Genomic DNA, 12,389 nt, shown 5'->3' with positions numbered 1-12,389 from the left:
GACGAATCGGGAACATTGCCCACGGCCCCATATATCGCTTGTGGATAAGTGTTGCGCCACAATTTCCAGGATTCGTGGATAAGTCCAATTCTGTAACAAAATCAGCATCTTGTGCTCGGGAACATTGTGGAAACAACCACGCCCGGCAATGAAAACAAAAAGAGAACGAAGGGGCGGCCGGATGGCCTATGATCGTTCACCGCCCGCCCTGTCACCCCCGAAGACCCACGTTGAGGACCGCGCCATGGTATCGATCGCGCCGATCAGCCAGCAGATCTGGGACATGAAGTACCGCCTGAAGGAAGCGGACGGTACGGTGATCGACGCCACCATCGAGGATACCTGGCAGCGCGTGGCGACCGCGCTGGCCGCGGTCGAACCCCCCGAGACGCGCGCCCGCCACGCCGCCGACTTCCATTCGGCGCTGGCCGATTTCCGCTTCATGCCGGCGGGCCGGATCGTCGCCGGCGCCGGCACCGATCGCCGGGTGACCCTGTTCAACTGTTTCGTCATGGGCACGGTGCCGGACGACATGTCGGGCATTTTCGAGCATCTGCGCGAAGCCGCCCTGACCATGCAGCAGGGCGGCGGCATCGGTTACGACTTCTCGACCCTGCGCCCCAAGGGCGCGCCGGTGAAAGGCGTCGGCGCCGACGCCTCCGGCCCCCTGCCCTTCATGGACGTCTGGGACAGCATGTGCCGGACCATCATGTCCGCCGGCTCGCGCCGGGGCGCCATGATGGCGACCATGCGCTGCGACCACCCGGATATCGAAGCCTTCATCGCGGCCAAGCGCGACCCCGGCCGCCTGCGCATGTTCAACCTCTCGGTCCTGGTCACCGATCCGTTCATGGCGGCGGTGGAACGGGACGAGCCCTGGAACCTCGTCTTCGACGGCGTCGTCTACAAGACCGTGCAGGCCCGCGACCTGTGGGACACGATCATGAAGGCGACCTATGCCTATGCCGAGCCGGGGGTGATCTTCATCGACCGGGTCAACCGGCTGAACAATCTCTGGTACGCGGAAACGATCAGCGCGACCAACCCCTGCGGCGAACAGCCCCTGCCGCCTTACGGCGCCTGCCTGCTCGGCTCGGTCAATCTCGCCCGCTTCGTCCGCAACCCCTTCGAGGAGACGGCGGATCTCGACCTCGCCGATCTCGACCGGGTGGTGCGCCTCGCCGTCCGCATGATGGACAATGTGGTCGATGCCTCGAACTTCCCCCTGCCCGAGCAATTGGCCGAGGCGAAGGCGAAGCGCCGCATCGGCCTTGGCGTCACCGGCCTTGCCGATGCCCTGATCATGTGCCGGGCGCGCTATGGCGGGCCCCAGGCGCTGCGCCTGATCGAGCGCTGGATGCACCAGATCCAGCGCTCGGCCTATCTCGCCTCGACCGAACTCGCCGCCGAGAAGGGCGCCTTCCCCCTGTTCGACCGCGAGAAATACCTGGCCGGCGAAGCGGTCCGCGGCCTCGATGCGGACGTGCGGGCGGCGATCGCGGCGCACGGCATCCGCAATGCGCTGCTCACCTCGATCGCGCCGACGGGGACGATCTCGCTCTTTGCCGACAATGTCTCCTCCGGCCTCGAACCGGTGTTTTCCTTCGCCTATACGCGGAAGGTCCTGATGCCCGACGGCACCCGCCGGGAAGAGGATGTGACCGATTACGCCTATCGCCTGTGGCGCCGCCTGAAGGGCGAGGCGCCCCTGCCGGATTATTTCGTCGATGCCCAGGTGCTGACCCCCGCCGACCATGTGCGGGTGCAGGCCATGGTGCAGAAATATGTCGACAGCTCGATCTCGAAGACCATCAACTGCCCGGAGGATATTTCCTTCGACGCCTTCAAGGACGTCTACCTGATGGCCTGGGCCGAGGGGTGCAAGGGCTGCACCACCTATCGCCCGAACGACATCACCGGCTCCGTCCTCTCCGTCGAGCCGAAGAAGGAGGAGAAGAAGCCGGAGGCCGAGCCCCAGCTGCCGCTGGAGACGCCGGCCGCCAGCGTCCGCCACGAGGATGTCTATGAGGCCGGCGGCGTCGTCTACATGACCCGGCCGCTGGACCGGCCGGAAGTGCTGCCGGGCAAGACCTACAAGGTGCGCTGGCCGGAATCGGAACACGCCCTCTATATCACCGTGAACGACGTCGTGCAGGAAGGCCGGCGCCGGCCGTTCGAGGTCTTCATCAACTCGAAGAACATGGAGCATTACGCCTGGACCGTGGCGCTGACGCGCATGATCTCGGCGGTGTTCCGGCGCGGCGGCGACGTCGCCTTCGTGGTCGAGGAACTGAAGGCGGTGTTCGATCCGCGCGGCGGCTATTGGATGCAGGGGCGTTACGTGCCCTCGCTGCTTGCCGCGATCGGCGAGGTGATCGAACAGCACCTGATCGACATCGGCTTCATCCAGTCGGCCAAGGTCGAGGTGCCGGAAAAATTCCAGCGCCTCGCCGAAGGCGGCAATGCGGGCACCGCCGGCCCCAAGGGGGCGCGCGGCTGCCCGCGCTGCGGCCAGCCGAGCCTGGTCCGCCAGGAGGGCTGCGACGCCTGCTTCTCCTGCGGTTACTCGAAGTGCGGCTGACGCTTAGAGTTTGTCCGCTTCATACTGAAGCGGACAAACTCCTGCTTTGTGCGCGGCCGTTTGTCTTTTTCGATTTTGGCTGATTCAGCCAAAACCGGACAAACTCTAAACGAGATCCTGCCCGGCCAGCGCCCGTTCTACCGTCGCGTCGAGGGGCAGGGCCGTGGTGTTGAGGACGCCGGCCAGCATCTCATAGTGGCCGGCCAGCATCACGACCTCGATCAGCTGGCGCTGGTCGTAGACCGCCGCGAGCCGGCCCCAGGTCACGGCCGAGACCACCCGGTCGCGGTGCAATTCGTCGACCGCGCGCAGCAGGGCCGATTGCTTGGGCTGCCAGCCCTCGGCCTCGGGGCCTTCCGCCACGCGCCTGATCTCGGCCGGGGTGAAGCCGAGGCGAAGCGCGATCGCCGCGTGCTGGCCCCATTCATAGCGGCAGCGGCAAGTCCAGGCGACGCGGAGGATGACCAGTTCCGCCTCGCGCCGGCCGATCGAGCCGTTGGGCATCAGGCGGGCGGCAAAGCGCAGCCAGGGCCAGAACAGCCGCCGGTGCCGCAGCAGCATCAGGAACAGGGCCGGGATCTCGGCATTCGCCGTATGCCGCCGGCCCCAGCGCCGCGCGCCCCAGGACACGAGGCGCGCGAACCACGGCAGTTCCGCGGGCGGAAGCGGGGTGACGCGCGGCGTGCCCGCATCGATCCAGCCGCCGGGCGGGATCACGACGCCGCCCCCCGGCGGGATGCCGCCGCCACCGCCTGCATCCGGTCATTCAGGCGCCGCATCAGCAGCCGGTAGAGGAACGGCAGGCGGCATTGCAGCCAATGGCCGATGCGGATATCGGCGGAGGTGAAGACGAGATAGCGGTTGCGCCGGATCCCCTTGAGGATCGCCGCCGCCGCCGCCTCGGGCGTGACCGCCCGATGCTCGAAGCCGGCGCGGAATGCCTGCACCGCCGGCGAGCGGACATCGACCCCGAGAACCTTGATGGTCTCGACCAGGCCGGTGCGCACCGCCCCCGGGCAGACCAGGCTGACACCGATGCCGTGGCGGGCGAGATCGAAGCGAAGCACTTCCGAAATCCCGCGCAGGCCGAATTTGGCGGCGCTATAGGCCGCATGCCAGGGCAGGCCGAACAGGCCGGCCGCCGACGAGACATTGACCAGATGCCCGCCCCTGCCCCCGGCGATCATGGCCGGGATGAAGCATTCGATGACATGGATCGGCCCCATCAGGTTGATTTCGACGACCTGCCGCCAATGCTCGTGGGTGAGGTTCTCGACCTCGCCCCAGATCGAGATGCCGGCGATATTCATCACGATGTCCAGGGGGCCGGACTTGCGGTGAATGTCGTCGGCGAAAGTGCGGACGGCGGCGATATCCTCGATGTTCAGCGCCCGTGACAGGGCGACGATGCCGCCCGCCGCCTCGATCTCGGCCGCCACCCTGGCCAGCCCCGGGCCGTTGATGTCGGTCAGGAACAGCAGGGCGCCCTCGCGGGCGGCGGCGAGGGCGGTCGCCCGCCCGATGCCGCTGGCGGCCCCGGTGACGAGGCATTTGCGACCGGAGAGGTTCCGGATGGCCATGGCAATCTCCCTTCAGGAAACGGCAGGATCGGGGGACGATCCTAGAAAACGTAGGACAGGCTGGCGCCGATGAAGTCGCGGTCGATATAGGGGTTGCGGGCACCGCCCGCGCCGCCGCCGCCGCCCCAGCTCTTGAAATAGTTCAGGTTCAGGGACCATTGGCTGAGGTAGTCGAACTTCAGGCCGAGGTTCATCGAGGTCACGCTTTTGGTGAAGCCCGGGTTGGGCGCCGGGGTGATGCCGAACAGGCCGTGGGAAAAGCCGATGGACGGCACCATGGTGACGCCCGGCAGGACATCCGGGTAATCCCAGAAGAACAGGCCCTGCACCCCGCCCGACCAGCGCGTCGGCGTCTTGCCGGTCTCGGGGAATTCGGTGCCGAGTTCGGTGGCGTGGATCGGCGGCATGATCTCGGCCGGGCCGAGGCTCAGGGAGCGGGTCTGGAAGCCCGAAAAGCCGTTCTGGCCATAGGCGGCATATTGCACGCCGTCCTTCAGGTCGATGTAGAGGGCGCCGAATTCGACCATTGCCAGCAACTGGTTGGCGCCGAGCAGGCCGGTGAGCCAATCGGTGCCGCCGCGGACCTGGGTGAAGCGGATCGCCGCCTGCCAGATGTCGTGGCGCATGTCGAGGGTGAACACCCGGCCCGGGATGAAGACATCCTCGAACTTCAGGAAATCCGTATCGAGCAGGGGCGCGATCCCCGGGTTCCGGATGCCGAGCGACGTCGGCGCCTTGGTCGCCGAATCGAGGGGCACGCCGCCCGCGCCGTCATAGAGCGCGACCAGGAAGGCCGGCTCCGAGATCCAGACCGGCGCATCGTGCTTGTAGCTGATCTCGGCATTGATGGCGACGCCGAGCGGATCATAGGTGGTGTTGAAGGCGAAGCCGACCATGTCGATGCCTTCGGGATAATAAAGCTCCAGCGAGCCGTTCTCGAGGTTGGTGAGCACGGTGGAACGCGGCGCGGTACCGAAGGGCGGGCTGATCAGGCGAGACGTTATCGGTCCCGTCAGGGCCCCGGCGAGATCGGTCACCGGGCCGCCCAGGAGGCCGGCCAGGGCCGAACTGAGCGCATCCAGCCGGCCCTGGCCAAGGGCGTCGAAGAGGGAATCGATCAGATGGGGGGCGAGGGCGGCCAGGTTCAGGTCGCCGGTGCCGGGGGCATAGTCGACGGGCGCCGTCCCGCGCAGCGACGGCAGGCGCGAGGTATAGTTGACGTAATAGAGCTGGAATTCCGTATTGTTCAGTTCGGGCACGAAATAGCGCAGGGCGACGCCCCAGTCGTCCACCGCCGGATCGTCGCGCTGGATCACCTTGGCGTTGACCGCGGCGACCGTGCTGTTCGGATCGTCGTAATCCCGCGGGTTCAGCCCGGCGCCGGTGGTATAGGACGAGCGGTCGCCGGCATCGGTGAAGCTGGAACTGATCTTCACGCCGTCGCAGAAATTGTCGGTGAAGGAAAAGAAACTGCCGCAGGCATCGAGCTTGTAGGGCTCGAAATCCAATTGGTAGAAGCCTTCGATCGACAGGCCGGCGGCCAGTTCATATCCGGCCACGATCATCGGCACCGGGATCAGCGCATCCTTCAGTTCAGCGCCGGGGGTGCGGATCTTGCCGACATCGATCGGGTTGATCACCGAAATGCCGTTGACGGTGAACAGCGCCTCGCCCCAGTTCAGGACCTGGCTGCCCAGCTTCAGGTTCAGGTTGCGGTCGAAGACCGTGAAATTGCCGCCGATGTAATAGTCGAGGACGCGGGCGTCCCAATCGGCCTTGTTGTCGGCCCCTTCCGGATAGCGGCCGCTGGTGTAGACCCGGTCCTCGGGCCGGAAATCGGCCAGGTCGTTGGCGGCGGCCACCGTGTCGTAGAAGGCGCTGCCCCGGGTGAAGAGGAATAAATTCCGCCACTTCAGGCTCAATTCCGCCGAGGCGGTGGTAATCTGGCTGACGGGGTCGTATTTCTCGAAATTCAGGTTGCCGTCGTCATTGCCCGACGACACCAGGCCGCCGCCATAATAGTAGCCATAATTGCGGGGATCGCGATCGGCCATGCGGAATTGCGCGCCCGTCGAAAGCGAGACGATCAGCGAACCGCTGATCTCGTCCGTCAGGTCGAATTCGAGGGCCGGCGCCGTCGCGGCCAGACCCAGGGCAAGGCCGCCGGCCGCCGCCGCGGCGACCGTCCGCATGCCCCGGTCTTTATTGCTCCCTTGCGGATGGAGGGCGCGCTGATGCCCCCCGGGCTTCTTCCCGTTGACCGCCATTCCCCGCTCTCCCCCCTTCGCTGTACGTTCGGCTTTGGCCCGTCGACAGGCTTCATTTACAGACCGATCGTTCGGTTTGTATAAATCACATGGAAAACCGTCATGTCAACCGGATCGAAAATGCCGCCGGCACCATCCCCCAGGGCATCATCCCCAAAAGCCAGGACGACCCAGGCCGAACGGCGTTCGGCCACGCGGGCGAAAATCATCGAGGCGACGCTGGCCTGCCTGGCCGACCAGGGCTTCGCCGCCACCGGCGTCGCCCAGGTGGTGACGCGGGCGGGGGTTTCCCGCGGCGCCTGGGCCCATCACTTCCCGACCATGGAAGCGCTGATCCTGGCGACGGCGGAACACCTGCTGACCGCGGTGCACGACCGGCTCGACCAGATCGTGGCGGCGCTGTCAGGCGGCGATCAGGCGGTCGAAACCATGGTCGCCGCGGCCTGGGGCGAATTCTTCAGCGGGGAGGTGAACGAGATCTATCTGGAGCTTCTGGTCGCCAGCCGGCGCAACCCGGCACTGGCGGCGGTCCTGCACGATCTTTCGGAACGCATCATGGCAAAGCTGGCCACGGTCGCGGCGGCCCGCTTCGTGCCGGCGCCGGGGGCGGTCGGCAGCGTCACCGAGACCCTGATGCTGGGCCGCTGGCTGATGCGCGGCATGGCGCTGGACGCCCATATGCTGCCGCCCGACCTGCTGGGCCATTATCTCGGCCTGTGGCGGCGGCTCGCGTCCACCCAGATGAATGGACGCTGACCGCAACGGCCGTCAGGAATAGACGAAGGCCCCGTCGTCGAGATCGATGGCGGGCAGTTCCTTCCGTTCCCGCCAGTAATCCTGGTTGTGCTGCCATTCCGGCTTGTCGCCCCGCTTCGGCATCAGGTGCAGGCCGCGCGTCAGATAGCCGGGGTTGAAATTCTCGCCGTCGATGAAGGGCAGCAGCGGCATGTCCGCATCCTCGGGCCGGAGGCGGACTTCCACCTTGGCCGCGCCCTTCGCCCGCATGTGGGTGAGCAGGCGGCAGACGAAATCCGCGACCAGATCGACCCGCAGCGTCCAGCTGGCGCGGAAATAGCCCATGATCCAGACCATGTTGGGCAGGCCGGTCGCCATCATGCCGCGATAGGTGACCGTATCGCCGAAGGTCACGGGCCGGCCGTCGACGGTGAAGGCGATATCGCCGAGGACGCTGAGGTTGAAGCCGGTCGCCGTGATCACGATGTCGGCCTCCAGCACCGCGCCCGATTTCAGGCGGATGCCGGTCGCGGTGAAGCCTTCGATCTCGTCGGTGACGACGGACGCCTTGCCGGCGGCGATGCCTTGAAAGAGGTCGCCGTCGGGGATGAAGGCGACGCGCTGCTGCCACGGCCGATAGCGCGGGGTGAAATGGCGCCGCACCGTTTCCTCGTCGAGGAAGAGGCGCGCCGCGCCCAGCAGTTCCGCCGTCACCGCTTCCGGCTCCTCGACCGCGCGGCGGCAGAATTCCTCCTGGTCGGCCAGGATCTTGCGCCGGGTGATTTCGTGGATCCAGCTTTCGTCGACCTCGAGGGCGCGCAGCTGGTCGGCCAGGTCGTTGGCATTCTTCGCCGGCAGGAAATAGGTCGGCGAACGCTGGAGCAGGGTGACATGGGCGCAATCCCCGGCGATCGCCGGCACCAGGGTCGCCGCGGTCGCGCCGGAACCGATCACCACCACCCGCTTGCCCTTGTAGTCGAGGTCCGCAGGCCAGGACTGGGGATGGACGACGCGGCCCCGATAATCGCCGAGGCCCGGCCAGTCGGGCGTATAGCCCTGCTCGTGGCGGTAATAGCCCTGGCACATCCAGAGGAAGCCGGCAGTAATCTCGAAGGTCTCGCCGGTGTCGTTCCGGGTCACCGTCAAGGTCCAGCGCGCCGCGGCGCTCGACCAGGCGGCCCGCTCGATGCGGTGGCCATAGCGGATGTGGCGGCCGAGGTCGTTCTCGGCGATCACCTCGCCCATGTAGTCCAGGATTTCGCCGGCGCTGGCGATCGGGTTGCCGACCCAGGGCTTGAAGCGATAGCCGAAAGTATAGAGATCGCTGTCCGAGCGCACCCCGGGATAGCGATGCGTCACCCAGGTGCCGCCGAACGTGTCCTTGGCCTCGAGGACCGCGAAACTGAGGTCCGGACATTGCCGGGTCAGGTGATAGGCGGCGCCCACCCCCGAAATCCCGGCGCCGACGATGAGGACGTCGAAATGCTCCGCTGCCGCGCTTTGGGGCGCGACGGCGCGTGCTGCCGTTGCCATGCCTGGAACTCCCTTCCATTCTTCTTCGCGGTGCCTTCTTGCCGGCACCTGCCACCATGGTCACGCATTCGTGACACTGGCGTCAACTTTTACTGCGGCGGCGGCGCCCGGCATTGATCCGGATCAATCACGCCCCGAGGAGGAGTTTGGTGGCGACCAGCCCCATGATGGCGGCGACCAGGAGATCCAGCCCCCGCCAGGCCGCGGGCCGGGCGAACAGCGGCGCCAGCAGCCGGGCCCCGAAGCCGAGGGCAAAGAAGAAGACGAAGGATGCGGTCACCGCGCCCAGGCCGAAGGCCAGCCCCTGCCCGGGAAATTGCGCGGCGATGGTGCCGAGCAGCACGACCGTATCGAGATAGACATGGGGATTGGCGAAGGTCAGCAGCAGGGCGGTGGCCAGTGTCGGCCCCAACCCCGCCCCCGGCCCTGCCGCCGCCCGCAGCGCCTGCCCGCCCCGCAGCGCCGACAGCAGGCTGCGGCCGCCGTACCAGAGCAGGAAGGCCGCCCCGCCGTAGCGGAGCACGGGCTCCGCCCAGGGCAGCGCCGCCTTGACCGTGCCAAGCGCCGTGATGCCGAGGGTGATCAGCAGCGCGTCCGACAGGGCGCAGACAAGGCAGACGGCGAAGACATGGCGCCGGATCAGGCCCTGGCGCAGCACGAAGGCATTCTGCGCCCCGATGGCCATGATCAGGCCGAGGCCGCTGCCGAAACCGGTGAGAAGGACGGGAAGGGACAGGCTCATGCGCGCACCCGGGTTGGAATGCGGCGGTGATAGAAGGCCCCGGCCCTTCAGCCCAGTTAAATCGGATTGGTCCGATTAAGCCCGGCTAAGTCAGAGCGCCGGTACCGGCAGGCCGGCGCGGGCGCAGGCAGCGGTCAGCGTATTGGCCAGCAGGCAGGCGATGGTCATGGGGCCGACGCCGCCGGGCACCGGCGTGATATGGCCGGCCACCGCCGCGGCCTCGGCAAAGGCGACGTCGCCGACCAGGCGGGTGCCGCTGCCGTCCGCCTTGGGGATGCGGTTCATGCCGACGTCGATGACCACGGCGCCGGGCTTCACCCAATCGCCCTTCACCATTTCCGGCACGCCGACGGCGGCGACCAGGATATCGGCGCTGCGGGCCAGGGCCGGCAGGTCGCGGGTCTTCGAATGGGCGACGGTGACGGTGCAGCTTTCGCGCAGCAACAGTTGCGCCATGGGCTTGCCGACGATGTTGGAGCGGCCGATGACCACCGCGTTCAGCCCGGCGAGCCGGGGGCCCAGCCGGTCGCGGATCAGCATCAGGCAGCCGAGCGGCGTGCAGGGCACGATGCCGTCGGCGCCGACCGCCAGTTTCCCGGCATTGACGACATGGAAGCCGTCGACATCCTTGGCCGGATCGATCAGGTCGATCACCTTGGCCGCATCCATATGCTTCGGCAGGGGCAATTGCACCAGGATACCGTGCACCGCCGGGTCCGCGTTCAGCGCCGCCACCCGCTCCAGCAGGGCGCTTTCCGGGGCGTCGTCGGGCAGGCGGAATTCGAAGGAATTCATCCCCGCCGCCTTGGTCTGCTCGCCCTTGTTGCGGACATAGACATGGCTGGCCGGATCGTCGCCGACGAGCACGACCGCAAGCCCGGGCACGAGGCCGTGGTCCTCGCGCAGGCGGGCCACATGCTGGGCCACGCGCTGGCGGAGGCCGGCCGCGAAAGCCTTGCCGTCGATGATCGCTGCGGTCATGGGAAAACCCCGTCAGATCCTGGATGGCGCGGGGTTAAGCCATTTGTCGATACGGTGCAACAGGTCTGGTGCCGCACCGGCGATGTGCAGCAGTTTTTGCCGCGCGGTGTGGCCGCTTTTGATCGCGACCGCCGACTTGCCGATGCCGAGCCCGGCGGCGACGAAGCGGACCAGGGCTTCGTTGGCGGCACCGTCGACCGGCGGGGCGTTCAGCTTGATCGAAAGCGCCGCCCGCCCGTCGGCCCCGGCGACGACCCCCTCGACCGCATTGCGCGAGGCCCGCGGCGACAGCCGGACCGCCAGCAGCACCCCTTGGCCGTCCACCCCGGGCCGATAGGGCAGTTCGCTCATCCCAGGGTGCCGAGCACGATTTCCGGGATGAAGCGGCGCAGGAAGTAGATGGCGATCAGCAGGATCAGGGGCGAGAAATCCATCCCGCCGGCCGCCGGCACCACCCGGCGAATCGGGCGTAGCAGCGGCTCGGTCAGGACCTGGATCCCGCGCCCGAGCGAGCGCACCGCCGGGCTGTAGGGATTGACCACATTGAGTGCGACCAGCCACGACAGCACGGCGGCAATGATCAGCACCCAGGTATAGAGGCTGAGAACGAGGTCGATGGTCTGAAGCAGGGCAATCATCGGCGGTCCATCCGGGGTCTGACCCCTGCCGATGTAGGGCGTGAAACGCCGTTACGCAACCCGCTTGACAGACGATATCGCTTAGAGCATTTTTCGCGCCTCGCAAGCGGCGGGTACGGGGCTGTAGCTCAGATGGGAGAGCGCCTCGTTCGCAATGAGGAGGTCAGGGGTTCGATTCCCCTCAGCTCCACCAACCGTACCGGCGCTGCGGATTTTCCTTTGAAATCGATGACTTGCCGATGTGGCGCGTGTCCAGTTGAGGGGGCAACCTTGCCTAAGGCCCGGACCGCATCATCAGGGGCATAAATCAAGGCCGCCGGAAGGAGCGTTACCCCTTGGCCGGCAGCAGGAACCTCGGCTCCCGCCCTTGGGCCTTGGCGTTCTCCTCGATCGCCTTCAACAGGCGCCGCTTCTCCACCGTCCGGCGAGCCCCATCGTTGACCGGGGCGGGCACGGAAGACCACCCCAGGGCCTCGACCCTGCGGGCGATACGTTCGGCCTGCTCTTCAATCGTGACGGCGCGATCGCTCATGCTTGCTCGCCAGCTCCTGTGCTGCGTCCTTGAGGTCGGGGAGACCGAAGTCTCCGGCGGTATCCTCGTGAATACGCCTGTGAAGGTAGGCGTCGTCCAGGCCGTCCGCAAGGAGGTAGAGGACGGCAGCCTGTTCCAACATGGCGGGGACCTTCTGCGGGGAAGAATTATATTGGCCCATGCGGTCGGCAATCAGGTCCTCGATGGGCGCGAGGTGGATCGTGTCCTTCCCGATCCTGGCGAGGACGAGCCGGGCCCGGTCGCACCGCCCATCGAACAGATGACCGCTGACCAGTTCCACGCCCATGTCGAGGTCCGGGTGGTAGAAGCCACGGACAAGGCGGCCCTGCCTGTCCTCGTCCTTGAACCCCACCGCCAAGAGGTTCCGCCTGATCAGGTCGTCCGCCCCGGTCCAGAGATCGAAGTCCCCCGAGGTGATGGCGCCGCCGGTGAAGAACTCGACCGCAGCGCCCCCGACAAGAATGGGTGCGGCTCCTCCGGCCTTCACGGTGGCGCTGGCAGCCCTGGCGATCAGGGCAAGGGCCTCCAGATACTGCGGGCGATAAGCGGTCATGCGAGGGCACCGAGCGGTGCTGCGGCCTCCGGCGCCCTGTAGCCGATGCCGAGTGCCCTGGCGATGGCTGTGGCGCCCAGGCCCCGGCCCCTCAGCGCCTTGACCCGATCGGCATCAATGCTCGGTAGCGAAACACCGATATCAGTGCGACACATGTCCGCGAAACCCTCGTGAGGACAATACGGGCAGGCTGATGCTCCTCCTCGGCCCGGGCGAGGGGCAGGGC

12 protein-coding genes and 1 tRNA gene are annotated in these 12,389 nt (G+C 66.9%); 3 read left to right on the top strand and 10 right to left on the bottom strand.

The genetic code is table 11. The annotated features are described in order from the left end of the window. Nucleotides 1-244 precede the first annotated feature (244 nt). Entirely contained in the window at nucleotides 245-2,581 is a 2,337-nt protein-coding gene (locus DKG75_RS07065; protein WP_109920393.1) for an adenosylcobalamin-dependent ribonucleoside-diphosphate reductase, read from the top strand. Nucleotides 2,582-2,686: 105 nt separating this feature from the next. On the opposite strand, the gene DKG75_RS07060 is transcribed toward DKG75_RS07065, so the two are convergent. Genes DKG75_RS07060 through DKG75_RS07050 form a run of 3 tightly spaced genes read right to left on the bottom strand, consistent with a single transcriptional unit; the run spans nucleotide 2,687 to nucleotide 6,353 of the window. Continuing rightward, nucleotides 2,687-3,298 (bottom strand): carboxymuconolactone decarboxylase family protein, encoded by a 612-nt coding sequence (locus DKG75_RS07060; RefSeq protein ID WP_208112053.1) that lies wholly within the window; start codon nucleotides 3,296-3,298, stop codon nucleotides 2,687-2,689. Next, nucleotides 3,295-4,161: an SDR family oxidoreductase gene (locus tag DKG75_RS07055; RefSeq protein WP_109920392.1), complete on the bottom strand. Its 867-nt coding sequence runs from the start codon at nucleotides 4,159-4,161 to the stop codon at nucleotides 3,295-3,297. The genes DKG75_RS07060 and DKG75_RS07055 overlap by 4 nt, the downstream gene beginning before the upstream one ends. A gap of 41 nt (nucleotides 4,162-4,202) precedes the next feature. Next, a complete protein-coding gene (locus tag DKG75_RS07050) occupies nucleotides 4,203-6,353 on the bottom strand; it encodes a DUF1302 domain-containing protein (RefSeq protein WP_166646462.1) in 2,151 nt (716 codons plus the stop codon). Between the two features lie 177 nt (nucleotides 6,354-6,530). On the opposite strand from DKG75_RS07050, the gene DKG75_RS07045 reads away from it, so the two are divergent. Next, nucleotides 6,531-7,184 (top strand): TetR/AcrR family transcriptional regulator, encoded by a 654-nt coding sequence (locus DKG75_RS07045; RefSeq protein ID WP_109920390.1) that lies wholly within the window; start codon nucleotides 6,531-6,533, stop codon nucleotides 7,182-7,184. Between the two features lie 12 nt (nucleotides 7,185-7,196). Here the strand turns inward: DKG75_RS07045 and DKG75_RS07040 are convergent, their stop codons facing one another. The 5 genes from DKG75_RS07040 to DKG75_RS07020 form a co-directional block, all read right to left on the bottom strand. Then, on the bottom strand, nucleotides 7,197-8,696 hold the full coding sequence (locus DKG75_RS07040; protein WP_109920389.1) for a flavin-containing monooxygenase: 1,500 nt from the start codon (nucleotides 8,694-8,696) through the stop codon (nucleotides 7,197-7,199). 127 nt (nucleotides 8,697-8,823) lie between these two features. Next, complete coding sequence (locus tag DKG75_RS07035) at nucleotides 8,824-9,438, bottom strand: LysE/ArgO family amino acid transporter (RefSeq protein ID WP_109920388.1); 615 nt, start codon at nucleotides 9,436-9,438, stop codon at nucleotides 8,824-8,826. Between the two features lie 90 nt (nucleotides 9,439-9,528). Further along, nucleotides 9,529-10,419 carry a bifunctional methylenetetrahydrofolate dehydrogenase/methenyltetrahydrofolate cyclohydrolase FolD gene (gene folD / locus DKG75_RS07030; RefSeq protein WP_109920387.1) on the bottom strand — a complete coding sequence of 297 codons (891 nt, stop codon included), beginning with the start codon at nucleotides 10,417-10,419 and terminating at the stop codon, nucleotides 9,529-9,531. 12 nt (nucleotides 10,420-10,431) lie between these two features. Further along, the gene (locus DKG75_RS07025) at nucleotides 10,432-10,770 is read right to left on the bottom strand and encodes a DUF167 domain-containing protein (RefSeq protein ID WP_109920386.1); all 339 of its coding nucleotides are present in this window, start codon (nucleotides 10,768-10,770) and stop codon (nucleotides 10,432-10,434) included. Beyond that, entirely contained in the window at nucleotides 10,767-11,057 is a 291-nt protein-coding gene (locus DKG75_RS07020) for a YggT family protein (protein ID WP_109920385.1), read from the bottom strand. The genes DKG75_RS07025 and DKG75_RS07020 overlap by 4 nt, the downstream gene beginning before the upstream one ends. A 117-nt stretch (nucleotides 11,058-11,174) precedes the next feature. Here DKG75_RS07020 and DKG75_RS07015 point away from each other — a divergent pair. Then, nucleotides 11,175-11,250, top strand: a tRNA-Ala gene (locus tag DKG75_RS07015). Between the two features lie 135 nt (nucleotides 11,251-11,385). On the opposite strand, the gene DKG75_RS07010 is transcribed toward DKG75_RS07015, so the two are convergent. Together DKG75_RS07010 and DKG75_RS07005 are read right to left on the bottom strand one after the other, a co-directional pair. Beyond that, nucleotides 11,386-11,589, bottom strand: a complete 204-nt coding sequence (locus DKG75_RS07010; RefSeq protein ID WP_109920384.1) for a hypothetical protein — start codon at nucleotides 11,587-11,589, stop codon at nucleotides 11,386-11,388. Further along, complete coding sequence (locus DKG75_RS07005) at nucleotides 11,564-12,163, bottom strand: hypothetical protein (RefSeq protein WP_109920383.1); 600 nt, start codon at nucleotides 12,161-12,163, stop codon at nucleotides 11,564-11,566. Before DKG75_RS07005 ends, DKG75_RS07010 begins: the two co-directional genes overlap by 26 nt. Between the last annotated feature and the right edge of the window lie 226 nt (nucleotides 12,164-12,389).

The organism is Zavarzinia compransoris, assembly GCF_003173055.1.
Taxonomy (GTDB): Bacteria; Pseudomonadota; Alphaproteobacteria; order Zavarziniales; family Zavarziniaceae; genus Zavarzinia; species Zavarzinia compransoris.
This window is presented reverse-complemented; position numbering and strand designations above follow the sequence as displayed.

Excerpts from the sequence above, each read along its gene's own strand:
- DKG75_RS07065 (WP_109920393.1), top strand. The coding sequence starts at position 245 with ATGGTATCGATCGCGCCGATCAGCCAGCAGATCTGGGACATGAAGTAC.
- DKG75_RS07055 (WP_109920392.1), bottom strand. The coding sequence starts at position 4,161 with ATGGCCATCCGGAACCTCTCCGGTCGCAAATGCCTCGTCACCGGGGCC.
- DKG75_RS07050 (WP_166646462.1), bottom strand. The coding sequence starts at position 6,353 with ATGCGGACGGTCGCCGCGGCGGCGGCCGGCGGCCTTGCCCTGGGTCTG.
- DKG75_RS07045 (WP_109920390.1), top strand. The coding sequence starts at position 6,531 with ATGTCAACCGGATCGAAAATGCCGCCGGCACCATCCCCCAGGGCATCA.
- DKG75_RS07040 (WP_109920389.1), bottom strand. The coding sequence starts at position 8,696 with ATGGCAACGGCAGCACGCGCCGTCGCGCCCCAAAGCGCGGCAGCGGAG.
- DKG75_RS07035 (WP_109920388.1), bottom strand. The coding sequence starts at position 9,438 with ATGAGCCTGTCCCTTCCCGTCCTTCTCACCGGTTTCGGCAGCGGCCTC.
- folD (WP_109920387.1), bottom strand. The coding sequence starts at position 10,419 with ATGACCGCAGCGATCATCGACGGCAAGGCTTTCGCGGCCGGCCTCCGC.
- DKG75_RS07025 (WP_109920386.1), bottom strand. The coding sequence starts at position 10,770 with ATGAGCGAACTGCCCTATCGGCCCGGGGTGGACGGCCAAGGGGTGCTG.
- DKG75_RS07020 (WP_109920385.1), bottom strand. The coding sequence starts at position 11,057 with ATGATTGCCCTGCTTCAGACCATCGACCTCGTTCTCAGCCTCTATACC.
- DKG75_RS07010 (WP_109920384.1), bottom strand. The coding sequence starts at position 11,589 with ATGAGCGATCGCGCCGTCACGATTGAAGAGCAGGCCGAACGTATCGCC.
- DKG75_RS07005 (WP_109920383.1), bottom strand. The coding sequence starts at position 12,163 with ATGACCGCTTATCGCCCGCAGTATCTGGAGGCCCTTGCCCTGATCGCC.